Origin of the sequence: Psychromonas algicola (genome assembly GCF_004378355.1) — a bacterium.
In the GTDB taxonomy this organism is placed as follows: Bacteria; Pseudomonadota; Gammaproteobacteria; order Enterobacterales; family Psychromonadaceae; genus Psychromonas.
Window position 1 is genome coordinate 84,298 of record NZ_SNUB01000009.1, and the last position, 23,617, is coordinate 107,914.

General features: G+C 37.3%; 25 protein-coding genes. 4 read left to right on the forward strand and 21 right to left on the reverse strand.

The genetic code is table 11. The features are described 5' to 3' along the window. Positions 1–5: 5 nt before the first annotated feature. The 15 genes from fliP to E2R67_RS06720 all read right to left on the reverse strand — a co-directional run bounded on the left by fliP (position 6) and on the right by E2R67_RS06720 (position 14,050). The gene (fliP, locus tag E2R67_RS06650; RefSeq protein ID WP_134290151.1) at positions 6–755 is read right to left on the reverse strand and encodes a flagellar type III secretion system pore protein FliP; all 750 of its coding nucleotides are present in this window, start codon (positions 753–755) and stop codon (positions 6–8) included. Beyond that, positions 748–1,200: a flagellar biosynthetic protein FliO gene (gene fliO, locus E2R67_RS06655; protein WP_243836970.1), complete on the reverse strand. Its 453-nt coding sequence runs from the start codon at positions 1,198–1,200 to the stop codon at positions 748–750. The genes fliP and fliO overlap by 8 nt, the downstream gene beginning before the upstream one ends. Next, positions 1,197–1,595 carry a flagellar motor switch protein FliN gene (fliN, locus tag E2R67_RS06660; protein WP_134290152.1) on the reverse strand — a complete coding sequence of 133 codons (399 nt, stop codon included), beginning with the start codon at positions 1,593–1,595 and terminating at the stop codon, positions 1,197–1,199. The genes fliO and fliN overlap by 4 nt, the downstream gene beginning before the upstream one ends. A gap of 30 nt (positions 1,596–1,625) precedes the next feature. Further along, positions 1,626–2,708, reverse strand: coding sequence for a flagellar motor switch protein FliM (gene fliM, locus E2R67_RS06665; protein WP_134290153.1), 1,083 nt, complete (start codon positions 2,706–2,708; stop codon positions 1,626–1,628). A gap of 16 nt (positions 2,709–2,724) precedes the next feature. Then, positions 2,725–3,210 (reverse strand): flagellar basal body-associated FliL family protein, encoded by a 486-nt coding sequence (locus tag E2R67_RS06670; protein ID WP_134290154.1) that lies wholly within the window; start codon positions 3,208–3,210, stop codon positions 2,725–2,727. A gap of 108 nt (positions 3,211–3,318) precedes the next feature. Then, positions 3,319–5,160: a flagellar hook-length control protein FliK gene (locus E2R67_RS06675; RefSeq protein WP_134290155.1), complete on the reverse strand. Its 1,842-nt coding sequence runs from the start codon at positions 5,158–5,160 to the stop codon at positions 3,319–3,321. 115 nt (positions 5,161–5,275) lie between these two features. Next, entirely contained in the window at positions 5,276–5,725 is a 450-nt protein-coding gene (gene fliJ / locus E2R67_RS06680) for a flagellar export protein FliJ (RefSeq protein WP_134290156.1), read from the reverse strand. Between the two features lie 12 nt (positions 5,726–5,737). After that, positions 5,738–7,069 (reverse strand): flagellar protein export ATPase FliI, encoded by a 1,332-nt coding sequence (gene fliI, locus E2R67_RS06685; RefSeq protein WP_134290157.1) that lies wholly within the window; start codon positions 7,067–7,069, stop codon positions 5,738–5,740. Beyond that, positions 7,070–8,038, reverse strand: a complete 969-nt coding sequence (gene fliH, locus E2R67_RS06690) for a flagellar assembly protein FliH (protein ID WP_134290158.1) — start codon at positions 8,036–8,038, stop codon at positions 7,070–7,072. Between the two features lie 57 nt (positions 8,039–8,095). Further along, on the reverse strand, positions 8,096–9,142 hold the full coding sequence (gene fliG / locus E2R67_RS06695; protein WP_134290159.1) for a flagellar motor switch protein FliG: 1,047 nt from the start codon (positions 9,140–9,142) through the stop codon (positions 8,096–8,098). Then, entirely contained in the window at positions 9,135–10,829 is a 1,695-nt protein-coding gene (gene fliF, locus E2R67_RS06700) for a flagellar basal-body MS-ring/collar protein FliF (protein WP_134290193.1), read from the reverse strand. The genes fliG and fliF overlap by 8 nt, the downstream gene beginning before the upstream one ends. A 112-nt stretch (positions 10,830–10,941) precedes the next feature. Next, positions 10,942–11,277 (reverse strand): flagellar hook-basal body complex protein FliE, encoded by a 336-nt coding sequence (gene fliE, locus E2R67_RS06705; protein ID WP_134290160.1) that lies wholly within the window; start codon positions 11,275–11,277, stop codon positions 10,942–10,944. Between the two features lie 146 nt (positions 11,278–11,423). After that, entirely contained in the window at positions 11,424–12,002 is a 579-nt protein-coding gene (locus E2R67_RS06710; protein WP_134290161.1) for an LPP20 family lipoprotein, read from the reverse strand. A 461-nt stretch (positions 12,003–12,463) separates the two neighbouring features. Next, entirely contained in the window at positions 12,464–13,681 is a 1,218-nt protein-coding gene (amtB, locus tag E2R67_RS06715) for an ammonium transporter AmtB (RefSeq protein WP_208379480.1), read from the reverse strand. Between the two features lie 30 nt (positions 13,682–13,711). Further along, a complete protein-coding gene (locus E2R67_RS06720) occupies positions 13,712–14,050 on the reverse strand; it encodes a P-II family nitrogen regulator (RefSeq protein ID WP_134290163.1) in 339 nt (112 codons plus the stop codon). Positions 14,051–14,436: 386 nt separating this feature from the next. Here E2R67_RS06720 and E2R67_RS06725 point away from each other — a divergent pair, with 386 nt between their 5' ends. The 4 genes from E2R67_RS06725 to lipA all read left to right on the forward strand — a co-directional run bounded on the left by E2R67_RS06725 (position 14,437) and on the right by lipA (position 17,590). Continuing rightward, the gene (locus tag E2R67_RS06725) at positions 14,437–15,597 is read left to right on the forward strand and encodes a D-alanyl-D-alanine carboxypeptidase family protein (protein ID WP_134290164.1); all 1,161 of its coding nucleotides are present in this window, start codon (positions 14,437–14,439) and stop codon (positions 15,595–15,597) included. 93 nt (positions 15,598–15,690) lie between these two features. Further along, complete coding sequence (ybeD, locus tag E2R67_RS06730; RefSeq protein WP_134290194.1) at positions 15,691–15,954, forward strand: DUF493 family protein YbeD; 264 nt, start codon at positions 15,691–15,693, stop codon at positions 15,952–15,954. 21 nt (positions 15,955–15,975) lie between these two features. Then, entirely contained in the window at positions 15,976–16,632 is a 657-nt protein-coding gene (gene lipB / locus E2R67_RS06735) for a lipoyl(octanoyl) transferase LipB (RefSeq protein WP_134290165.1), read from the forward strand. Continuing rightward, entirely contained in the window at positions 16,622–17,590 is a 969-nt protein-coding gene (lipA, locus tag E2R67_RS06740) for a lipoyl synthase (protein WP_134290166.1), read from the forward strand. The genes lipB and lipA overlap by 11 nt, the downstream gene beginning before the upstream one ends. 76 nt (positions 17,591–17,666) lie before the next feature. Here lipA and E2R67_RS06745 read toward each other — a convergent pair whose 3' ends face one another. Genes E2R67_RS06745 through E2R67_RS06770 form a run of 6 tightly spaced genes read right to left on the reverse strand, consistent with a single transcriptional unit; the run spans position 17,667 to position 23,520 of the window. After that, positions 17,667–18,314: a LysE family translocator gene (locus E2R67_RS06745; protein WP_134290167.1), complete on the reverse strand. Its 648-nt coding sequence runs from the start codon at positions 18,312–18,314 to the stop codon at positions 17,667–17,669. A 41-nt stretch (positions 18,315–18,355) separates the two neighbouring features. Then, a complete protein-coding gene (locus E2R67_RS06750) occupies positions 18,356–19,576 on the reverse strand; it encodes a type II secretion system F family protein (RefSeq protein ID WP_134290168.1) in 1,221 nt (406 codons plus the stop codon). A 2-nt stretch (positions 19,577–19,578) separates the two neighbouring features. Further along, positions 19,579–21,336 carry a GspE/PulE family protein gene (locus E2R67_RS06755; RefSeq protein WP_134290169.1) on the reverse strand — a complete coding sequence of 586 codons (1,758 nt, stop codon included), beginning with the start codon at positions 21,334–21,336 and terminating at the stop codon, positions 19,579–19,581. A 53-nt stretch (positions 21,337–21,389) separates the two neighbouring features. Further along, on the reverse strand, positions 21,390–22,055 hold the full coding sequence (locus E2R67_RS06760) for a type II secretion system protein GspM (protein ID WP_134290170.1): 666 nt from the start codon (positions 22,053–22,055) through the stop codon (positions 21,390–21,392). Continuing rightward, positions 22,055–22,654 (reverse strand): PilN domain-containing protein, encoded by a 600-nt coding sequence (locus E2R67_RS06765; protein WP_134290171.1) that lies wholly within the window; start codon positions 22,652–22,654, stop codon positions 22,055–22,057. Before E2R67_RS06765 ends, E2R67_RS06760 begins: the two co-directional genes overlap by 1 nt. Next, positions 22,651–23,520 carry a hypothetical protein gene (locus E2R67_RS06770; protein WP_134290172.1) on the reverse strand — a complete coding sequence of 290 codons (870 nt, stop codon included), beginning with the start codon at positions 23,518–23,520 and terminating at the stop codon, positions 22,651–22,653. The genes E2R67_RS06765 and E2R67_RS06770 overlap by 4 nt, the downstream gene beginning before the upstream one ends. Positions 23,521–23,617: the final 97 nt, after the last annotated feature.

Sequence of the window (23,617 nt, forward strand, 5' to 3'; positions counted from 1 at the left end):
CTTCCTTACAGCCCAAAGCTATTGGCTAAACTACCCATCACAAGATTCCACCCATCAACTAACACAAACAGCATCAGCTTAAAGGGCAACGAAATGATCATGGGCGATAACATCATCATACCCATTGCCATCAAAATACTGGCCACAACCAAGTCAATAATCAGGAAAGGGATAAATAACATAAAGCCTATTTGGAAAGCTGTTTTTAGTTCACTGGTAACGAAAGCTGGAATCAATACAGTAATTGGCACTTGCTCAGGCGTATCAACCTTAAGATTAGCAATCTCCAAAAACATTTCTAAATCTTTTAGACGTGTTTGTGAAAGCATAAATTTCATCATCGGTTTTTTGGCTTCATCAACCGCCTGCACCATAGTTAATTCTTCATTTAAATAAGGTTGCAATGCTTTATCGTTAATAACATCAAACACAGGGGCCATAATAAAAAAGGTAAGAAACAGAGCGATACCATTAACAGTTTGGTTTGAAGGTGTTTGTTGTAGACCTAAAGCCTGTCTTAAAATTGACATCACGATCACGATACGTGTAAACGAGGTCATTAAAATCAACATTGCAGGAATAAAACTCAGTGCGGTCATAAAAGCGAGCACTTGCAATGTCACACTGTATTCTTGGTCTCCTGTTGCATTGGTTCCTACGGTGACAACCGATAATGCGCTTGGATCAGCCGCAGCAGCATGCGGAGCAACAAAGAGTAAAACAAATGAGCATAATAACAGGAGTAGTTTATTCATTATTTTTTTTCCCTGCTTTAGACAGTACAGCTGCAAAAGCAGCCGTAAAAGAAGGATTTTTTTGAGTGATATCTTCAGAAGCGATATCGTCAACGGGTGATTCGAGTTGGTCCAATAAATTAATTGCTTGGTCACTAACGCCCAATAAATATTGTTTGTTATTAACCTCAATAATTTGCACTCGACTTTTATTGGTTAACGGATGAGTCGCAATCACTTTAATTGGATTTTTACTGCTTCCGTGGCGAAATAGATTTGTTTTTTTCATTAGAAAAGCGAAGAAGAAAATACATGCTAAAACCAGTATCAGCGATCCTAGCATGGTCCCAATGGCAAACTCAGGTCGCTCACTGGTTTCTTCTAAAGCCATAACAGGCAAACTAATTACATTTAATAAAATAGCCAATAATGCTGTTTTTCTTAAAGCAGTCATAAGTTTGATCATTTTAGTTTTTTGATCCGTTCTGTTTGACTGATAACGTCAGTTAAACGAATACCGAACTTATCATTTACCACAACCACTTCTCCATGAGCGATTAAGGTGCCATTCACTAATACATCTAAGGGTTCACCAGCAATTCGTTCAAGTTCCACAACAGAACCTTGGTTAAGCTGTAATAAATTACGGATATTAATTTTACTACGCCCTACTTCCATTGAAATAGTAACAGGGATATCCAAGATGCTATCTAAACGAGACAATTCTTCAGGTGTCATTGACGTCGCATTAGAAGTATCTTCTAGCTCATCCAGTTCAACATTTTGAACTTCAGGTTCAGCATCACCAGATTCCTCTAATGCTGAAGCCCACTCATCTGCCATATCTTGTTCTGTCGTCATGATTTATTCCTATCTTTTTAAATACTACTATTAACTAACAACTTCAGTTTCTTCAATTTCTTTTTTTTCTTCATCGTCTTCTTTATGACGCTTAGCTTTTAAATCTTCCAATTGAAGCTGATTTTTTTGTATTTCTGGGCGTTCTATTTTTTCAATTATTTTTAACGCTAAATGATCATTGGATTGACCTAAAACAGCTCTATAAGTCGGTAAACCTTCTACAGAAACTAATAAACTTGAAGGTAATTCAACAGGTAGAATGTCGCCAGCTTCAAAATGAATAATGTCACGTAATGACACTTCTTTATCCACTACTTTGGCATTAATTTCAACATTAACATCCATGATCTCCTCTTCGAGGGCTTGCCCCCAACGAGAATCCGTATCTTCCTTATCACTCTGTACACCCGCATCTAATAATTCTCGAATAGGCTCAAGCATAGAATAAGGCATCGCAATATGGAAATCACCACCACCTCCATCTAGCTCAATATGGAAAGAGTTAACAACAATGACTTCCGTTGGACTAACAATATTCGCCATTGCCGGATTTACTTCTGAATCTAAATACTCAAATTCAGCATTCATAACGGGAGCCCAAGCATCATGATAATCTTCAAAAATTATTTTTAATAACATTTGAATAATACGACGTTCGGTAGGAGTGAATTCACGACCTTCAATTTTAGCGTGATAACGACCATCACCACCAAAAAAGTTTTCCACTAAAATAAAGACTAAACGCGCTTCCATAGTAACAAGCGCGGTTCCTTTTAATGGGCGAAAACGCACCATATTAAGACTGGTAGGTACAAATAATGTGTGAACATATTCACCAAACTTAAGCATTTGTACACCGTTAATCGATACTTCTGCGGTATGGCGTAACATATTAAATAAGCTAATTCGCAAATGACGTGCAAAACGTTCATTTACCAACTCCAACGTTGGCATACGACCACGGACGATGCGATCTTGTGAGGAAAAGTCAAAATGCACATGAGAGTCATCAGCCTCTGCATCTCCACCTTTACCACCTTTAGCTGAGTCCTCTTCAACGTCATCAACACCATGTAATAGCGCATCAATTTCGTCTTGGGATAATAAATCCATACCTAGCCCTTAATTCTTACTGTAAAACGAAGCCGGTGAACAATACGGCATGGACAAGTGCTTGCCCTTCAAGTTTAATGGTTGCTTCATTAAGTGCAACAAGTGCCGTTTTACGTAATTCATTTTTCCCTTCAGGACTTCTAAGTTGTTTCGCTGTTGCAGCCACAAACACTCTTAATAAAGCACTTTCTAATAACGGAATATGTTTACGCGCAAGCTCTTCATTCCTTGCATTACTCACCATTAATTGAACTTTAATTTGTACCGTTCTATCGCGTTTACCTTCTATCACATTAAACACAAAAGGTTTTGACATTGGGACATAATTGGCTGCGTTTGCATTTTGTGCAGCATAATCACTTAACGTCTTATCTTCAGAAGCATCTTCTCCATCTCCACTAAAAAAGATAAAAAAGACTGCAGCACCAATAATCACAAGACCAATCACAGCAGCTGCGATAATAATGATTAATTTCTTTTTACTTCCACTTTCTTCTGCCATTGTCATATCCTTCTAGTTTTCTCCTCTCATTTAAGCGGAGAATGATTTAAAAAATAATAAATTGATTTTAATGTTTCTGCAGAAGTTAGCTAGTAACTATTGCGTTGTTTACACATAATAATCAATTCCTTGCTCTAGCGAAGGTATTTTTGAAGGAATAAAGACGTTTTTTTGATCGTTAACGACTTCTTGTGCATTCGTAATCTGTCTTGAACTACCACTTACTTGTTGAGCCTGTCTTTGTTGCTGGGACTGCTGTTGTGATTGTTGCTGCACATTTGCTTCACTAAGCTGGATCCCTTGTTGCGCTAATTGTTCACGTAATCGAGGCATATTTTGTTCAATAATATCTTTACTTAAGCCAGCTTGAGTTTGAATATGTAATTGTACCTGATCTTGCTTAACTTGCATTTTAATCAACATCGATCCTAATTCTGCAGGGTCTAAGCGAATTTCTACTTCTTGCTTACCTTGAGACATCATCATCATAACACGCTCTCCCATCATAGCGGCTGCGTGTTTAGATTGGATATCCAAGGGAGCTTGCAATAAATTATTTGCGGCAGGAGCTTGTTGATTAAATGCCACCAACTTGTCTAATTGAACCTGATTGGTTTGATTAGGTCTTGCACCATTCACATCAATAGCAGTTTGATTAGCCACTGCCGTTTCATTTTTGATCAAGCTTGATAATTGATCCAATTTTTCTGTTGGTTTTAACGACTGTAAAGCAGTATCTAAATCAGAATCGCTCTCAATATTGTCAGCTTCTTTGGTGACATTAACATCCGCTTCTAATTTAATTTTTGGTTTTTTCTCAGCTTCTGCATCAACTTTAGCTTCTAGCTCTGCACCCGTTTTTGCTTTTAACCCAGCTTCAACGTCAGAAACTAATTTTGCTTTAACATCAATCTCACCTTCACTATCAGAGTCAGGATTAACAGTGATTTCATCACTTAAAGATTGTGCCTTTTTCTCATCACCACTCACTAAATTAGATTGGCTCTTTAACATCGACATAGTGATTTCAGAAGAGTCATCGCCCGCTTTACTTTTAACATTAGTGTCAGCCTGTTGAGCAGCTTCTATTTGGGATAATAAAGAGCTTTGTCCCATAGGGTCTAAAGCAGAATCAGACGTTATATCTTGTAATGTTTCTTCGTCTTTTTCAGTCTCTTCCACATCTTCTGTGATCACTAATTCATTTTGTTGTACTGCTGTACTTAAATCCACAGGATTTGTATTCATAGCAACTAATTCAATTTCACTATCAGATTGCTGAGTTAATTTGATTTCACTATCATCAAGCTCAACATTATTCTCGCTACTTTCTTCTGTATTCAACTTCGCATTGAGTTGCTCAAGTAATTCACTATCATCAAGTTCAATATTATTCTCGCTACTTTCTTCTGTATTCAACTTCGCATTTAGATTCTCAAGTAATTCACTATCGGATAGGTCTTCTAATGAAACATCTGCATCTAATTCAAGTTCAGGTAATTCAATAGACGTATTGGACTTAATCTCATCTGATTTAGTCTCATTTTTATCACTTTTAGCAATTTTTTTGTCGTCATCAGAAGCTTCGTCTTTATTTACTTTTTTGCTATCGGCCGATGTCAGTTTTTCATCTTGCTTGCTAGCATTCACTTTTTCAGAAGGTTTAACTTCATTAACTTTTTTATCGTCAATAATTTTATTTTGTTCACGGCTCTTTGTACTTTCAAGACGACTATCATTGCTTGCCTCTTGTGCTCTTGCCGCATCACGAGATTGAGCTCTAGCATTCTCTTTATCAATATTCTCTTGCATTACTTTAGCAAAACTCTTTTGCTGCTCAGCAAGTTTTGAATTTTTTAAGCTATTGATCCTAGTATCGTTTTCATCTTGATTCTTTAGATCGTTGCTTTTTATACTTGCAGCACCATTTAATAATAAGGATTGCATCATAAAATATTCTCTCTTTCGCTGACTGCTTTTTAAAGCGCAGTAATTGCCGTTTTTGGGGGTAATTAAAGTTATTCTTCTTATGCAAGCAATTTATAGACCAGAAAGATCTATTTATTTATATATTTTTATTTTTCTTCTGAAAAAATTGGAAGGTAGAAAATTCATCTAATAATTGTTGTTCTTTTTTATCGGCTAATTTAGTTTTTTCAAGCGCTTTTTTGTCTAATAATAACCCCATCGCTTTACAAGCAACTTGGCTATCAGTCCACTTACGCTTGGCTTCACGAACTGCGTATTCAAATTTTACAATAGCCGACTGTTGGTTGGTTAAACCTTGATCAATTTGTACTATAAATTGTTGGTATTTACTTAATGTAGAAACCGTTAAACCTTGAGAACCTTTGTCACTTAATTGTGCGGTATATTGACGACGATATTGATGCAGATTTTGTAATTGATTACGTTGTTCAAATAAGGCTTTTTGAGCTTGTTGATAGGCTTGCAAGGATTCTTCTACTTGTTTTTCTCTTTGTTCATGAACAAGTTGTAATGCGTTAATCGCCATCTTTTAATCCTTTTAACTTTGTACAAATTCCTGTGTTAACATCGCCAACTGCGTCAAACAATCGTTATAAGTAACACTTTCTTTCATACCCTGTTGCAAAAACTGATCCAACTTAGGCTTTATAACCATCGCTTTATCAATTCTAGGATCGCTACCACGAGCGTAAGCACCAATGGTAATTAAGTCTTTATTTTCTTCATACAAAGATGAAGCTTGTTTTAATACACGCGCTAGCGTTTGATGCTCTTCTGAAGTTACCATTGGCATAACACGACTTATTGATTTACCAACATCAATAGCTGGAAAATGTCCGGCATCCGCTAGTGAACGTGATAAAACAATATGACCATCTAAAATAGCGCGAGAGGCATCAGCAATTGGATCCTGTAAATCATCACCTTCCGTTAATACAGTAAAAAATGCACTAATAGAGCCCTGCCCTTCATCACCGTTCCCAGCTCGTTCAACCAAAGCGGGTAATTTTGCAAAGACTGAAGGTGGGTAGCCCTTTGTTGCTGGCGGTTCGCCAATTGCTAATGCGATTTCTCGTTGAGCTTGAGCAAAACGAGTCAATGAATCCATCAATAGTAAAACATTTAAACCTTGATCTCGAAAATATTCAGCAATGGTTAATGAGGTTTCACATCCTTTTAAACGCATTAATGGTGACGCATCAGCAGGTGCAGCAATCACTACAGAACGGGCTCGGCCTTCTTCACCTAAAATATCTTCAATAAACTCTTTTACTTCTCGCCCACGTTCACCAATTAACCCAACCACAACCACATCAGCATTAGTACCACGAGTCATCATTCCCAACAGCACACTCTTACCCACACCAGAACCTGCAAACAGGCCCATTCTCTGCCCTTGTCCAACAGTCAATAAGGCATTAATAGCCTTAATACCGGTATCAAGAGGATCTTTAATTGCTTTACGTGACAATGGGTTAATACGAGTATTATTATAACCACTCATTTCACTGGTGATCACTTCACCTTTACCATCAATAGGATTACCCATGCCATCTAAAACACGGCCTAATAATTCCATACCAACAGGGATACCTACTTCAGTGATTTGAGGAATAACTTTTGCGCCTGGCAAAACACCAGTTAAACGTTCGCTTGGCATCAGAAATAATCGGTCACTTGAGAAGCCAACCACTTCGGCATCGATAAAACCATCATTAGTTTCTACTTTACACATGCTACCAACAGCAGCACTACAACCAACCGCTTCTAACGTTAATCCCACCACTCGCACTAATTTTCCTGCGACAACAGGATGAGTGATTGATTCTCCAACTTGGTATTGAGTGAGTCGTTGCGTAAGCGGATTCATTTAATTGGTAACCGTACTTTCGTTATTGGCTAAATCAGGGGCATTTTCAGGTTGCGTTTGTACAGACTCAGATTGAGCTTCATTATCAGCTTCAATTTTTTCAGCTTCATCACTTTGCTTTTGTAAATCTTGCTCTGTCAGCATTTCATAATCTAAAGGCTGATCATTGCTAATATCGATATCATTGGTGACATCAGGAGTTTGTTGGTAATTCTCTTTTAAGAAATGTGTTAAAACTTGCTCGACACGAGTCGCAAAAGTGTAATCGATACTAGAAGTTTTAGTTTGAACATGGCAATCACCTCGCAATAAAGTCGGTTCAGAGCGTAAATCCCATCCTCGCTTCTTACATTCAGATTCTGAAAAGGCGGCTTGCACAAATAAAAGATCTTCTGGGTGAAAAGAAATCACAAGAGTTTGAGCGCTAGCAGGTAAAGCTTCTACCGCTTGTTTTAATGCTTGCAAAATTACTTGAGGGTTAACCGTCACTTCACAGCGGACCATTTGTTCAGCAAGCGTGGTTGCCAGTTTTATTAATTGGAACTCGACACTGTCATCTAGTTTTTCAAGGGGTCTATGTAAACGTGAAACAAGTTGTTGCCAATGTAATGTCTGTGCATCAACTTTAACTTGTCCTTCTTTTAAGCCTTGCTCTAAGCCTTGTTCTAAACCTTCTTGATGACCTTCGCTTAAACCTTGCAGCTTTCCTTCTTCCACACCTTTAATAAAACCAGCTTCTTTGCCTTCATTAAAACCATCTTCGTAGGCAGAAACACGAATTGCTTCTATATCTTCAAGTGTTAAAGGTTGTGGCTCTTCTTCTTCCGGCTCAACTTCCTCTTGGTATTTACTATTATACCAATTAGCAGGTTTACCAAAGATATCTGTTCCTACTTCTTCGGGATTTTTACGCTCTTCAAAGTCAGGAAGTGGAAAACCTTCAATATGCTCATTGTCATCAATAGCCATTCATTTACCTTACTCAAATGTTTAAATTATAGTTACAAGCTTGATCAAGAGTTAAGGTTATAAGAATTCATCACCGCCGCCACCGCCGCCTAACATCAACTCGCCAGAGTCAGATAAGCGTCGTGCAATCGCAAGAATTTCTTTTTGTGCACTTTCAACTTCACTAATACGTATTGGTCCCATCGCTTCAAGATCATCAACCAACATTTCAGCGGCACGTTTAGACATGTTTGCCAATATTTTATCTTTAAGCTGCTCTTCTGCACCTTTTAATGCCAATTGTAATTGATCTGGTGGGACTTCTCGTAATAACGTTTGAATACCACGATCATCAACTTCACTAAGATTATCAAATACAAACATAAGATCTTGAATTTGTTGACTCATATCTTCATCGGTTTCACGTAAGGAATCCATTAATGGTCCTTCGATACCCGTTTCTAAGTAGTTCATAATATCAGCAGCAGCTTTAGTACCACCCATTTTCGCAGCTTGAGCACCAGCTTGACCAGCAAACTGTTTTTCCATAATTTCATTTAATTCTTGTAATGCAGCAGGCTGAACTTCTTCTAAACCAGCAATACGCATCATCAGATCAAGACGAATTTTTTCTGGGAACTGAGTAATGATTTCAGCTGATTGCTCAGGGTCAAGATAAGAAAGTACGATGGTTTGAATCTGAGGATGCTCATTTTGAATAATACTCGCAACTTGACGTGCATCCATCCATTTCAATGAATCCAGACCTTTAGAACCACTACCAAGAATGATTTGATCAACCAAGTTACCGGCTTTATCTTCACCCAAGGCTTCAATCAGAGAGTTACGAACAAAGTCTTCACTATCCAGACCGATGTTACTGAATTTTTGAATATCTTGAATAAAAGCTCGATGAACACTACTTACTTTAACTTGATTAGAGTCCTCTAAAGAGGCCATCTTCATACCTAGTTTCTGTACTTGTTTAGGCTCTAAATTCCTAAAGATTTGTGCAGCATCCTGTGGCGTTAAACTCAGCATTAATATCGCTGATTTTTCAACACCAGACAGTTCTTCTACATCGTATTCAACAATTTCCTTTGAACCTTCTTCATTATCACTCATCTGCGGTTAACCACTCTTTAATTACTTGTGCAGATAAACCAGGTTCATTAGCAACCAAGGCTCTTACTGCTTTCAATAAATCAGCATCTTTATGTAAGTCAGGTAGTTTAATTTGACCATTGCTCAAGCCAAACTCAATACCTTCACTATCGTCGTCAGATAATAATTGTAGATTATCATTACCGATTGCGCCTATCGCTCCACCTAAATCGTAATCATCTTCAGTTTCGATAGCTTCAGGGTACAATAGTTTCTTCATAATTGGGCGTACAATCATTAACAAGGTTAAGATAATGATAAGCAAACTACCACCAAATCGTACATAACCTTCAAATGCTTCTGTTTCCCAGAAAGCAAGTTCAGGCTCTTTGTCCAGCTCTGGTCGGTTAAAGCTAACTGATGCAATCGCTAACACATCACCACGCTCTGCGTTGATACCTAACCCGCCTAATAATAACTGACGAATGTTTTCAATTTCTTGCGCGCTTCTTGGGGTATAAACTGTTTCGCCTTCAGCATTAACAGATTTCGCATAATCTAAAGCAACCGACACACCTAAACGATCAACTTTACCGATTTTATGTTTAGTATGAGTAATGGTTGTATCAACTTCGTAGTTTCGTGTTGACTCCGTTCTTGATGTTCCATCAACCGCATTAGGGAATCGACCTTCATCTTCCAACTCTTCTGGAATAGAACCATTCGCAGGAGGCTGATTCGATAAAGCGCCAGGTATAGATCCTAACAACGAAGAGTTAGATTTATCTTCTATTAATAATTCACTACGGATAGCTTGATTGATTGGGTTAAAGACTTTCTTAGTTTCTTCGACAACGGTAAAGTCCATGACTAAATCAACTTCAGAAGCATAATTAGCCAACCCTAGAACGGGGATTAAAATGGCATCAATTTTTGATTTATATTCTTCTTCACGCTCACGTTGCATACCGAATTCTTTGCTTGTTTGCGCAGAAATACTGTTATTACTACCTGAATGTAATAATCGACCTCTTTGATCGGTCACCGTAACATTATTTGGGGATAAGCCTTGAACAGCAGAAGCAACGAGATCCACGATAGAGTCGACTTCTTGTCCTGATAAAGCATAAGATCTAACACTCGTCACAACAACCGTTGCGCTCGCTTCACGTTCTTTACGAGCAAAAACACTTTCTTTAGGAATGGCTAAGAGAACTTGTGCATTGGTTACGTTTTTCATTTCTTTGATCGCGAGCACTAACTGACGCTCACGACTCAATTTTAATCTTTCTTGCTCAACACGTTGGCTAACGCCAAAGCCCATATCTTGTAATAGAATATCATCGCCGTTTTCAGCTTCATCGATAACCAAACCTGCACGAGTCATTTGCAGTTTAATTTTTTGATACTCACTAGACATAACTAAAACGTTATTGCCTTCTAAACGATATACTATTTTTTGTTGGTCTAAGAAATCTAAAGTGGTGATTAATTCTTCTGTTTGGTAGGTACCCAATGGACGGTAATCAGCTTCCTTACCCCATGACCAAATAATCACAACAATGGCTAATACAATCAACAAACCAATGATCATACTAATCTGACGTAATACATCCACATTTGAAAAGAATGAAGCTAATGCCCCTTTTTGTGGACCAATATCAGTAATATCATCATTACCAGAGTTATCCCCTAGTAATAAATCCATATTATCATTCTGATTCTTATTGCTATTGTTTTCAGCAATCTCAGTATTGTTTTCTGAATCGTCAGCCACAGAACTTCCTTTTTAAACAGTTAGATTAAGATATTAAGTGTCATTAAACTGGCATACTCATGATTTCTTTATAAGCTTCGACCATTTTATTACGAACTTGCACTGTTGCATCGAATGCTAAGCTTGATTTATTGGCTGCGATCATAACATCAGATAAGCTGACGTTTTTATCGCCCATCTCATAGTCATTTCGTAACTCTGTTGTATTTTGCTGTAAACCATTCACGTTTTCAATAGCTTGCTTAAGCATTGCAGAAAAGTTAGCGGGAGCAGTATTAGTAGGGTTACTGATTTTAACCGTTGCACTAGTATCTATATTTTTCGCTTGTACTTTTTCAAGTTGTAACTCATTAAACATTGAAGCTGCATTAACATTCATAATAATCATCCATTTTTTGACACTGATAATAGGAAAAAGCAATAACTATGCCAGTTGAAATATCCAAGTTTAAAAGTGTTCAAAAATGACCAAGAGGCGCCAAGCAACAAGCGCACTCTAAGGAATGTTATTAAAGGATCAAAAAATTAGTTTTTAAGTTTATCTAACTCAAAATCAAGTTGTTGTTCAGCACGTTGTGCTTTGAACTCTTGGTATAAAACATCTTTTTGCTCTGCATTCATTGGACGTTTAGCTGCGTTAATTAATTCATCAAATACGCTTTTAGTCGCTTGCTGGCCAATTGCGACCTGAACACATAGATTATCTTTTCCAGCGATATTAACGATATCAACTTTAGTCGGTGTTGTTCCTACCAAAGTTTGATTTGTTACTTGCTTTGAAACACTAGAGAAAGTTGAACCCGATTCGACACCTGAAGCCACTTCTACCTTATCACGGTAAGTTTTATCTAACGCTGTCACTTTTGTTTCAATACGTTGTGCCAAAGCGGTACGTGCGTTTGCAATCGCTTGCTGTTTATCGATAGACATATTGCCTGACCATAAAACACATTCTGAGACCGCAATACCGTCTTCAATTTGTGGGTTTAAGATCCAGCTTGGGATTGAACCTACTGCAGTAGTTTCTTCCGTTGGACTATTACTTGAACAAGCCGTTAACAAAGCAATAGCGGGTAAGCTCAATAAATGCATACGTTTAAACATAATAAATTCCTTATAGAAATGAATAAAAATTAAATACTGATATTAACAATACCAATCACGATAAATAGCTTATCTATTTTACTGGCTAAAACAGCCCACTTCTTCGTTATAAATTTCGTAAAGGGAACAGCCATTTACGTCAATTTATGCCTTGAATTGAACTGTTTTTCCTTCGTAAAATTTAGATAACATATTTAACGCAATCGGTATAAATAAACTACTTGGTAAACAGTTTAGATGGATTTACAAAAAGTTAATATAAAAAAATCCCCATCTTAAAAAATAAGATGGGGATTTCAAGTTTATACGCTGCTTGTTTATGTTAGCAAAGCATAGGATCAGTCTTTTTTGTAAACTTGGAATATTGATTTCACATTATTCCAAATTTGTTACGCTGCTTGCTACGTTGCTAATTCATAAATACAGTCTTTTTATTAAACTTTAAACTTATGATTTAAATTCTATGATTTAAATTCTGGGTAAGCTTCGATACCACAGTCATGTATATCCATACCAGCGTCTTCTTCTTCAGCTGTTACACGAATACCCATTGTTACTTTGATTACGTACCAAACAAGTAATGATGCTAGGAATACGAATCCAAAGATTACTGCTGCACCGTATAATTGGCTCATTAGTGAAGCACCATCATTTGATACTGGTACTACTAGTAGACCGAATAAACCACATACACCGTGTACTGATAAAGCACCTACTGGATCATCAATTTTCAATTTATCGAAAGTAACGATGCTGTATACAACGATTACACCAGCGATTGCACCAATAACACAAGCAACTAGAGGGCTTGGAGATAGTGGGTCAGCAGTAATTGCTACTAGACCAGCTAACGCGCCGTTTAGAATCATAGTTAAATCAGCTTTACCCCATTTAAGTCTACTTACGATTAACGCTGCGATTGCACCTGTTGCTGCTGCTGCATTAGTGTTAAGGAAGATAAGACCTACTGCTGATGCGTTTTCTGCGTCAGAGATAAGTAGTTGAGAACCACCGTTAAAGCCGAACCAACCCATCCATAGAATGAATGTACCTAATGTAGCAAGAGGCATGTTTGAACCAGGAATTGGGTGAACACTACCGTCTTTACCGTATTTACCGCGACGAGCACCTAGTAAGATAACCGCTGCTAATGCTGCTGCTGCACCGGCCATATGAACGATACCTGAACCAGCGAAATCACTAAAGCCAGCTTCGCTTAGGAAACCACCGCCCCAAGTCCAGTAACCTTCCATTGGGTAAATAAAACCAGTTAGGAATACTGTGAAGATCAAGAATGCCCAAAGCTTCATACGCTCTGCAACCGCACCTGATACGATAGACATTGCTGTTGCAACGAATACCACTTGGAAGAAGAAGTCAGATTCTAAAGAATGATCTGCGCCTTCAGCTTGTGTGCCAATTAGACCACCTAAAGAAGGTAACCAACCGCCAGCAGAGTTATCAACATACATAATGTTGTAACCTACTAATAAAAACATCGTACATGCAATTGCATAAAGCACTACGTTTTTAGTTAAGATTTCAGCTGTATTTTTAGAACGAACTAAGCCCGCTTCTAACATGGCAAAACCTGCTGCCATCCACATAACAAGGACACCTGATATTAGAAAATAAAAGGTATCAAGGGCAAATCGTAGTTCTGTAACTGTTGTTTCCATAATAATTTTCCTTAGGGTAATAAATTTGGTTTAAAGTGCTTCTGAATCTAATTCACCAGTACGAATACGTACAACTTGCTCTAAAGGCTGGATGAAGATTTTGCCGTCACCAACTTTACCTGTGTTAGCAGCAGTCGTAATCGCTTCAACTAAACGCTCAACATCTTCAGCTTTAACAGCAATTTCTAATTTTACTTTCGGTAAAAAATCAACTTGGTATTCAGCACCACGATATAATTCTGTATGTCCCTTTTGACGACCAAAACCTTTTACTTCAGAAACAGTTACACCAGCGATACCAATGCTCATGACAGCTTCGCGTACTTCATCTAATTTAAATGGTTTAATAATAGCGGTTAACATTTTCATTATATTTTTCCTTTAATGTGTATTTAATGTTGATTCGTGCTTTTACTTTCTATTTACAACTAACGTGCCAAAAATTTAAAACGTTTAAATACAACAACTTAACATTTAGCAAACATAACCGCACCAAGTTGGTGCACCAATTCAGTGCAAAAAAACAAAGGGGTACGCACTAATATGTAACGAAAACACAATAAGTTACGGAACTTATTAATAAATTTGACTGTCTCACAGAATCATTACAGATATTTCACAGTTAGAGGTTTTATGTAAAATTAACAAAAATACAAAAAAATAAGCAACAACACTCTCTACCCCTTAGCAAACAAAGCGTCATCTGCTATAGTGCGTAACAATTTCCCGACTTCTTAATAGTAAAGGTATGTATCATGAAAAAAATAAGCCTACCGCTTATCACTCTCCTGTTTAGTTTCAATGCATTTGCCGCCGATCAGCTCATCACACCTAAAGCACCTGCAATTGCAGCTAAAGGTTACTTATTAATAGATTTCCAGTCAGGGAAAGTGCTTGCTGAAAACAATAGCCAAAAGCGATTAGCTCCTGCTTCATTAACTAAAATGATGACAAGCTACATTATTGGTAATGAAATTAAATCAGGTAACTTACATCCAAACGATAAAGTTAAGATTTCAGAAAAAGCGTGGGCAAAAAACTTCCCAGACTCATCAAAAATGTTTATTGAAGTCGGTAAAGAAGTTACCGTTGCTGAATTAAATCAAGGCATCATAGTACAGTCAGGAAATGACGCTTGTGTTGCAATGGCAGAACATATTTCAGGTAGTGAAGCGGCCTTTGCTGATTTAATGAATACATGGGCACTACAGTTAGGCATGAACAACACGCACTTCGTAAATAGTCATGGCCTTCATTCAGACAAGCATTATACAACTGCTGAAGATATGGCAATTTTAGCAAAAGCATTAATTCAAGATGTGCCAGACGAATACAGAATCTACAGCCAGAAATCATTTAAATTTAATGGCATAGTACAATACAACCGTAACGGTTTATTATGGGATAAAAGCTTAAACGTTGATGGTATCAAAACAGGCCATACAGATGCAGCAGGCTATAGTTTAGTTTCTTCAGCAACAAAAGATGGTATGCGTATCATCGGTGTTGTAATGGGAACAAAAAGCGAAGAAGCACGTAAAAGTGAAAGTAAAAAATTACTTAATTGGGGCTTCCGCTTCTTCGAAACAATTACACCTTATAAAGCAGGCGATCAACTTGCAAGCGAACGCATTTGGATGGGGAATCAACCGACTATCCGTTTAGGTATCGAAGAAGATACACCACTCACATTACCTCGTAACCAAACGCAGCATCTAAAAGCTGACTTTGTTATTGATAGTGAATTACGTGCTCCTATCAAAAAAGGAGATGTAGTGGGTAAATTAAATTACACATTATTAGACCAACCAGTAGAAAGTTTCGATTTAATCGCATTAGAAACCGTCGAAAGAGGTGGTTTATTTAGTCGTATTATGGATTACATCAAGCTATTATTCATTAGCTGGTTTGGTTAAACAAACAATATAAAATGAACACCTTGAAAGAAGTGAGTTTATACTCACTTCTTTTGATTTAAATAGACATATTTTAAGGAGTAAATCATGGCATTGAATACTAAATTTGATGAATTATTAGATTTCCCATGTAGCTTATCTTTTAAAGTAATGGGCGTAGCACATCCAGAGCTAGTGCCAGAAGTGATTAATGTTATTCAACAAATCGCACCAGGTGATTACTCTCCAACGGTGAAACCTAGTTCAAAAGGTAATTATCATTCACTAGCTGTGCCTGTAATAGTGAATAGCAAAGAGCATATAGAAGAAATTTATAGTGAGTTAAATAAACTCGAGCTTGTTCGCTTTATTTTATAAGCAACATCTTTATAAGCCAACATGATGACAGCAATCCAAAATAAATTAAAAGTACGCTATTTAGGTGTTCAACCTTACCAAATAACATGGCAAGCGATGAGCGACTTTACTGAACAACGCGACGCAGATACCGTTGATGAAATATGGTTAGTGGAACATGATGCCGTATTTACTCAAGGGCTAGCAGGTAAAGCTGAGCATTTATTAACGAATACGGACATTCCCGTTGTAAAAAGTGACCGTGGAGGGCAAATAACCCATCATGCACCCGGGCAACTCATTGCTTATTTATTAATTAATATTCGTCGTAAAGAGTTTAATGTTCGTAGCTTAGTGAGTATCATTGAGCAAGCAATCATCGACCTATTAGCAGATCACCAAATTACTGCCGTAGCAAAACCTGACGCTCCAGGCGTTTATGTTGATGGAAAAAAAATTGCATCACTGGGATTAAAAATTCGTAAAGGTTGTTCATTCCATGGATTGGCTTTGAATGTCGATATGGATCTATCACCTTTTCTACAAATTAACCCATGTGGATATGCTGGATTAGAAATGACCCAATGTCGTGACCTAGGAATTAATTCTTCTGTCGCTGAATTAGCGCCGTTATTGATTGAAAAATTAAATCAGAATTTACAATACACACAGATAGAGAGCTTTATTAATGAACACTAAGCCAAGCCAATTAACAGCCGGTAACAAACTGCGTGATGCAGATAAAATGTCTCATATTCCAATAAAAGTGATCCCATCAGACAAAAATACAATCTTAAAGAAACCGTCTTGGATGAAAATCAAGTTAGCTGCTGACAGCACTCGCGTTAACGAAATCAAAGCGGCATTAAGAAAAAATAAACTACATTCTGTTTGTGAAGAAGCCTCTTGCCCTAATTTAAACGAATGTTTCAATCACGGTACAGCAACCTTTATGATTTTAGGTGATATCTGTACTCGTCGCTGTCCTTTCTGTGATGTTGGCCATGGTAAACCACTAGCCGTAGATAAAGACGAACCTAAGAAATTAGCAGAAACGATCAAAGATATGAAACTTAAATATGTCGTGATAACTTCTGTTGACCGTGATGATTTACGTGATGGTGGTGCACAACACTTTGCTGATTGTATTCGTGAAATTCGTTTATTAAACCCAACAATCAAAATTGAAATCTTAGTGCCAGATTTTAAAGGCCGTATGGATAAAGCATTAGCTTGTTTTGAAAAAGACGTGCCAGATGTATTTAACCATAACCTAGAAACAGCACCGCATTTATACAAGCAAGTACGTCCAGGTGCTGACTACAAATGGTCACTAGAATTACTAAGAAAATTCAAAGAGCAGCATCCAACAGTGCCAACTAAATCAGGTGTGATGATGGGATTGGGTGAAACTAACGAGCAAATCCAAACGGTTATTAAAGATTTAGCAGCACATGGCGTGACCATGCTGACTTTAGGACAATACTTACAACCTAGCTTACAACATCTGGCTGTAGAGCGTTACGTTCCACCAGCAGAGTTTGATGAATTAGGTGAGATGGCTAAGTCTGTAGGATTTGAGCATGCCGCTTGTGGCCCATTGGTTCGCTCTTCATACCATGCTGATTTACAAGCATCAGGTAAAGAAGTGAAATAAGCTTAGCCTTATTTTGGAACTAAAAGCCTGTTTTATAACAGGCTTTTTTGTATCTGTAGTTTTATTGTCTCACCTATTAAGCTGTACGATGACTAGATAGCACAGCAAAACCAAATACAATAAAAGCACAGTTGGTGATTTTAGAGAAAATAGCATGAGTTTTTACGCTCGCCCATTTTTGATTCAAATTTCTCGCAATATAGGAATAAACAAAATGCACCAAGGTCACAATCAAAGAAATCGTTAAAAACATGATCATAAACTGCAAGGTAACTGAGCTATCTGTCGATAAAAACTGAGGTAAAAAAGCAGAAAGAAAAATAACGGTTTTAGGATTACTTGCAGAAACAATAAACGCTTCTTTTCCTACTTTTTGATAAGAGAATGTTGTAACGGTTTGATTCTCTTTTATATCTTTCACTTTAGCTTTATTCTGCCCAGCTTTATTTAATAAACCTTTAAGACCTAAGTAAATTAGATAAAGCCCGCCCACTACTTTTAAAGCAAAAAATAGTTTAGGTGAATTGGCTAATAACGCGCCAGATCCAAAAGCAATAGAAACGATAATAAGAAGCTGACAAAATAAGTTAGCCACAATCGTAGTGGCAGCAGCTTTATAACCATATTTCACTGCATTTTTTATAACTAATAAAACATTAGGTCCCGGTGATAAAGTCACCACTAAATAAGCACTAAAAAATAACAACCAAGTTTCAATATTCATGACGCTCCCGTTAACATAAGTCACGTAATTTATTTAAACAATCAACCGCCTTGCGCCACACTCATTAGGCTCCACATTGGTATAAACACACCAAAAGCTAAAATGGCGACCATAAGCCCAACACTGGTAATTAAAATAGGCTCCATTTTCGCTGTCATACTTTTTAAATCGTAATCAACTTCTCTTTCATAAAAATCAGCGGACTCATTCAACAACTCATCAACTTGCCCTGTTTCTTCACCTACAGCGATCATTTGTAACACTAAAGGCGTAAATAAACGCGTTCGAGTTGCCGTCTTTAGCAAAGTTTCACCAGATTCAATTTCGCTGCGCATGGTTAATATTTTTTCTTTCAAATAATTATTATCAACGGCAAAAGCAATTAAATACAGAGCATTATTAAGCGGGATCCCCGCCGTCAACATCATGGCAAAGCTACGCGAAAAACGCGCTAATAAAGAACGCTCTATAATTGAACCCACCACAGGCAAACTTAACTTCCACTTGTCCCAGAGATAACTCCCCTTCTCGCTTTTTAACCAAACCTTAGTCACAACAATCAAGAATATTGAAAGCAATAACATCAAGCCCCAATAGTTAACAAACAGATTGGATGTGCCCATCAATACCTTCGTTGCCCAAGGTAAGTCGGCATGAAACTTAGCAAACATAGTTGAAAAAACAGGAATAACATAAATATTAAGAACGATCATCGCCAAGGAAACAAACATCAACACAAAGGAAGGATAGCGAATCGCGCTTTTAATACGTTTTTTGGTTTCAATTTCTTGCTCTACGTAAGCGGCAAGCTGTATAAAAATACGATCTAACTGCCCTGTATTTTCACCGACCTGTACCAATGAAATATATAACTGAGAAAACACACGAGGATGAAATCCCATCGCCGCAGACAAAGAGTAGCCATTCTTCATATTATTTAAGATATCAAGCAAAGCACTCGCTAATATTTTGGAATTAGTTGATTCAGCTAATCCATTTAATGCTCTAAGGATTGGCACTCCCGCTTTACTTAAGGAATACATTTGACGCGTAAATATAACTAGGTCAGAAGACTTAACCTGAGAACTGAAAACAGCAGACAAATCGACCGCTTTCTTTGACTTAGGTTTCTCTTGAATATCATTAGGCATAATGCCTTTCGCCATGATCAGCTCAAGTGCATTATCTTTAGAGTTCGATTCAACAGTGCCTTTTACTTGGTCACCCTCTTGATCTCGTCCTGTATATTTATAAACCGCCACTGTTAATTAACACCTAATGTTGAAGAAGTAGAAGACTCATTTTGTTTGTCTCTTACTTGAAAGCGATCAACCAACTTAAACACTTCCTCTAAACAAGTCACTCCCTGTTTAGCGTAATCCAAAGCAGATAAAGCCAAGGGCTTAAAGAATTCAGATTGTTTAGCCGCAATGCTAAATGCTTCTGTATCATCAAGGCGTAAGGCAGAAACCATTTTTTCATTCACTTCTAAGAGCTCAAACACCCCTACTCGACCATTATAGCCAGTATGCTGACATCGCTGACATCCTGGAGCAGTATAGAAATCAATGCTAGTAAGCGACTCATCACTCACTTGCTCTAATAGTACCTGTTGCTCTAATGAAGGCTTTTGAATCGTTTTACACTCATTACATAATCGTCGAATTAATCGTTGTGCAATCACCGCGCGTAATGCACTTGCCACTAAATAACCCGGCGCGCCCATATCAAGCAAACGTAAGGTACTGCTAATGGCATCGTTAGTATGTAATGTTGAAAGCACTAAATGTCCTGTTAATGCGCCACGTAAACCAATATCCATGGTTTCTTGGTCACGCATTTCACCCACCAGTAAAATATCAGGATCTTGACGTAAAGCGGTACGCAATACATTGGAAAAATTTAACCCAATTTTACTATTCACTTGTACTTGATTCACGCGTGGTAAACGATATTCAACGGGATCTTCAACGGTAATAATTTTACTACCGGGCTTATTTAAAATATTTAACGCCGAATAAAGCGTTGTGGTTTTACCGCTACCCGTAGGTCCTGTTACCAAAATCAAACCATTAGGTCTTTTTAATTGCAGCGTAATACGTTCTATTAAATGTGCTGGGATACCGATTTCTTCAAAGGAAAGAATACCAGCCGATTGATCCAACAAACGCATTACAACGGATTCACCTTCTTGAATCGGCATCGTAGAAATACGCACGTCAATACTGCGACCTTTTACCTTAATATTAAAACGACCGTCCTGCGGTAAACGTTTTTCTGAAATATTAAGTTGCGCCATTAGCTTTAAACGTAGAACTAACGCACTTGCGATCCCAGTTTCTTGAATAATGTTTTCTTGTAATACACCATCAACACGTTGACGAATACGCAATACTTTTTCATCGGGTTCGATGTGTAAATCCGAAGCGCCCACTTGCACCGCATCTTCAAAAAGTGAATGCAGCATTTTCATAACGGTAGCATCGGAATCTTCGCCACTTAAATCCACTTTACTCGCATCAAAACTACTATTATCGCTGTGCTCTGCGTTGAGTTTTACAGCAAATGAAGCAATCTCTTGGGTACGACGATAAACTCGATCAAAGGAATCAATCAGCTCTTTTTCACGTGCAATTTTCAAATCAAAATCACGGCCTTTTAATAGGCTTGCTAATACATCTAAGCTTTGTAAATCAGCAGGGTCTGAAACAACTACAGTGGCCGTGTCGCCATCATCATCAATCACTAACGCACGTAAACGGCGCGCATGAACTTCAGGAATTAACTTAACCGCATTAGGATCGATTTTAATGTTTAATAAATCAACCAATTCAATATTAAGTTGGCGAGATAAAAAGGTAAGGATTTGATCTTCACTGAGGTAGCCAAGATGAATTAAAGTGGCTCCTAACTTTAAACCAAGGGAACTTTGTTCTTTTAAGGCATTGGCTAATTGAGACTCTGTTATTAGTTGTTCTTCAACTAATAAATCACCTAAACGTTTTTTTAACTTGGGTAACATGCCCTATTCCTTATTTACAAAACGAGCCTTTAAAAGCAGATATGCGCTAACAATTAATTGCGGATCAAATCCATATGGTTACTTAATGTATACATTTGTAACGTTACACTAGCCAATGGGTATTTACTCACTTCATACAATAAAGCATGCCAGTAAAGTGGTGCTTCTAATGCTTGTAAGCGACGTAAGTATTGATAAAGATCGTCATAACTTCCCGTCAATTTCACTTCTAAAGTATGTTTATAAATTGCCGCAGTTTGCTCATTTTGCAACTCAAGCTCAGTATAAAAAGGGCTAACTGGCAATGATTTTAGATGCTCAATATTAACCTTCAACTGTTTAGATTGCGCCAATACTTGATATAACACCGACGGCATCATTTTAGGATCAACAAATTGAGTCAGAGGTTCAGTTAATGCATTATCTAAAGATTGCAATTCTTGTTGTAAACGAGTGATTTCTGCATTAGTTTTTTGTTGAACGCCAGCTAGCTTAGCAGAATGCACCTGTTCAATTTGCAACTTAACTAATGATTGCTCTCTATGGATCGTTTGTAATTGCTCATGTTGCTTCATGGAAGTAATAACAAAAGGTTCAACAACCCATAAATAAAGCCCACCAGCAAAACATACGATAACCGCCGCAAATACCATGACTCTTTCACGTAAAGAAAAAGCATTAAACTTCGACGCAAAAGATTTCACATTCAAGTTATTCATTATCTCACTCCTTGGTTAACTGAGTTGATATTATTAACTTGAAAAAGAAAGGTTCCGTTTTGTTTAATGATCTGAATATGATCAAAGGCAACGGCTTTTAATTCAGGAGACGTTTGCATACGTGCTAACCATTGAGGAATTAATTCACCTTGTTTCGCTTGTCCTTGAATATTCAGCTTATTATTTAAAATCGAAAAGCCTGTTAGCATTAATTTATCACTATTCGTTGCAGACAAACCTAACATTACGTCAGGAAAGCTAAGCCCTTCTGCTAAATCCAAAGCCTCTAAACTTGTTAATAAATGTTGTTTATCAGCAAGACTTTGTAATAGCTCTTTTTTAACCTTTGTATTTTGTTCCGCCGCATTACGCTTTGTTTCTTCATCAAGCAAAGTTGTAAATTCACTCTGTAATCTCAATAACTCACTTTGAGCACTGATCTTTTTTGCTTCACTGTTTTTAGAAACCTCAATCGTTGTAAAAGCAGCCAGTCCCGAGAAAACAACACAAGCCATCAATAAGATCACTAACTGTGACAAACTAAAATACAGCTTCTGCGGTTGGCAACTCGCATGGTAGAGATTTATACTGGTTTTCATGCCGATGCTCCTTGGTTAAAACCGCCGTAAGCGAGTAAAAAATCGTAATTATAATCTGCAGAAAAAGGTGTCACTTGTTTGTCGATATAATTAGCGAGCTTGGAAGAGAGCAAATCGATATCAGGACACTGTAAAGCTAAATATAAAGTCCCAATGGTATTAATTTGTAACTGTGAATTAATAAAATCTAAAGCGCGTTGAATCTCTAAACTCAGTCCGTCCACCAGCGGATTTTCACCATCTGTCAAAGGAATAGGTAACAAATCGTTATAACCGCGAATGCGCAATGAAAAATACAATTGCCCGCTTTTAACCACAGACAACAATAATTCAGAACCCTGTTGAGATAATAAAATATTAGCCTCTTCACTTTTTTCAAATAACTGACTGGTTGCGATTTCTTCAATGGTAATACTTTTTAGCAGCAACTCATTATCGCTGAGTAGATCACGCAATTGTAAAACACGCTTTTTAGGAATACATACAACGGTAATTTGTGCATTTTTACGCACTTGCTCGGGTTTATCAAAATAATCAACAACCAAATCAAACACACTTTCAGACACTAAATCTTTAATTGAAAAAGGCAAAGTAGCTTGCAATTCTTTTTCTTCTAAATCAGGTTTATCAATATCAAATTTCTGATAGAAATCTTTGCCAATCACCACCGCCACATTATGATTTTTAAGACGATATTCATTCACCATTTTTTTAATAGTGATCGACCATTCATCATCGGATTGAATTAATTCACCGGCAATTAAAACAGGCTTGCCATTAACGTACTCACAAATAGCAACCTTATTCATGCCGAAGTAAATACTAATCGATTTTTTTGAACGGTTAGAAAAAAGAGTTTTAAGCATAAAATGAATAACGCCTTTAAAAATCACACAAGGTGAAAAACAATCGCAATCATGATCTGCGCATTGCTTCACGTAAAAACTAACTAATAAGTTAATC

Coding starts and splice junctions, on each gene's coding strand:
- fliP (WP_134290151.1), bottom strand. CDS start 755: ATGAATAAACTACTCCTGTTATTATGCTCATTTGTTTTACTCTTTGTT.
- fliO (WP_243836970.1), bottom strand. CDS start 1,200: ATGATCAAACTTATGACTGCTTTAAGAAAAACAGCATTATTGGCTATT.
- fliN (WP_134290152.1), bottom strand. CDS start 1,595: ATGACGACAGAACAAGATATGGCAGATGAGTGGGCTTCAGCATTAGAG.
- fliM (WP_134290153.1), bottom strand. CDS start 2,708: ATGGATTTATTATCCCAAGACGAAATTGATGCGCTATTACATGGTGTT.
- E2R67_RS06670 (WP_134290154.1), bottom strand. CDS start 3,210: ATGGCAGAAGAAAGTGGAAGTAAAAAGAAATTAATCATTATTATCGCA.
- E2R67_RS06675 (WP_134290155.1), bottom strand. CDS start 5,160: ATGATGCAATCCTTATTATTAAATGGTGCTGCAAGTATAAAAAGCAAC.
- fliJ (WP_134290156.1), bottom strand. CDS start 5,725: ATGGCGATTAACGCATTACAACTTGTTCATGAACAAAGAGAAAAACAA.
- fliI (WP_134290157.1), bottom strand. CDS start 7,069: ATGAATCCGCTTACGCAACGACTCACTCAATACCAAGTTGGAGAATCA.
- fliH (WP_134290158.1), bottom strand. CDS start 8,038: ATGGCTATTGATGACAATGAGCATATTGAAGGTTTTCCACTTCCTGAC.
- fliG (WP_134290159.1), bottom strand. CDS start 9,142: ATGAGTGATAATGAAGAAGGTTCAAAGGAAATTGTTGAATACGATGTA.
- fliF (WP_134290193.1), bottom strand. CDS start 10,829: ATGGATTTATTACTAGGGGATAACTCTGGTAATGATGATATTACTGAT.
- fliE (WP_134290160.1), bottom strand. CDS start 11,277: ATGAATGTTAATGCAGCTTCAATGTTTAATGAGTTACAACTTGAAAAA.
- E2R67_RS06710 (WP_134290161.1), bottom strand. CDS start 12,002: ATGTTTAAACGTATGCATTTATTGAGCTTACCCGCTATTGCTTTGTTA.
- amtB (WP_208379480.1), bottom strand. CDS start 13,681: ATGGAAACAACAGTTACAGAACTACGATTTGCCCTTGATACCTTTTAT.
- E2R67_RS06720 (WP_134290163.1), bottom strand. CDS start 14,050: ATGAAAATGTTAACCGCTATTATTAAACCATTTAAATTAGATGAAGTA.
- E2R67_RS06725 (WP_134290164.1), top strand. CDS start 14,437: ATGAAAAAAATAAGCCTACCGCTTATCACTCTCCTGTTTAGTTTCAAT.
- lipB (WP_134290165.1), top strand. CDS start 15,976: ATGATGACAGCAATCCAAAATAAATTAAAAGTACGCTATTTAGGTGTT.
- lipA (WP_134290166.1), top strand. CDS start 16,622: ATGAACACTAAGCCAAGCCAATTAACAGCCGGTAACAAACTGCGTGAT.
- E2R67_RS06745 (WP_134290167.1), bottom strand. CDS start 18,314: ATGAATATTGAAACTTGGTTGTTATTTTTTAGTGCTTATTTAGTGGTG.
- E2R67_RS06755 (WP_134290169.1), bottom strand. CDS start 21,336: ATGTTACCCAAGTTAAAAAAACGTTTAGGTGATTTATTAGTTGAAGAA.
- E2R67_RS06760 (WP_134290170.1), bottom strand. CDS start 22,055: ATGAATAACTTGAATGTGAAATCTTTTGCGTCGAAGTTTAATGCTTTT.
- E2R67_RS06765 (WP_134290171.1), bottom strand. CDS start 22,654: ATGAAAACCAGTATAAATCTCTACCATGCGAGTTGCCAACCGCAGAAG.
- E2R67_RS06770 (WP_134290172.1), bottom strand. CDS start 23,520: ATGCTTAAAACTCTTTTTTCTAACCGTTCAAAAAAATCGATTAGTATT.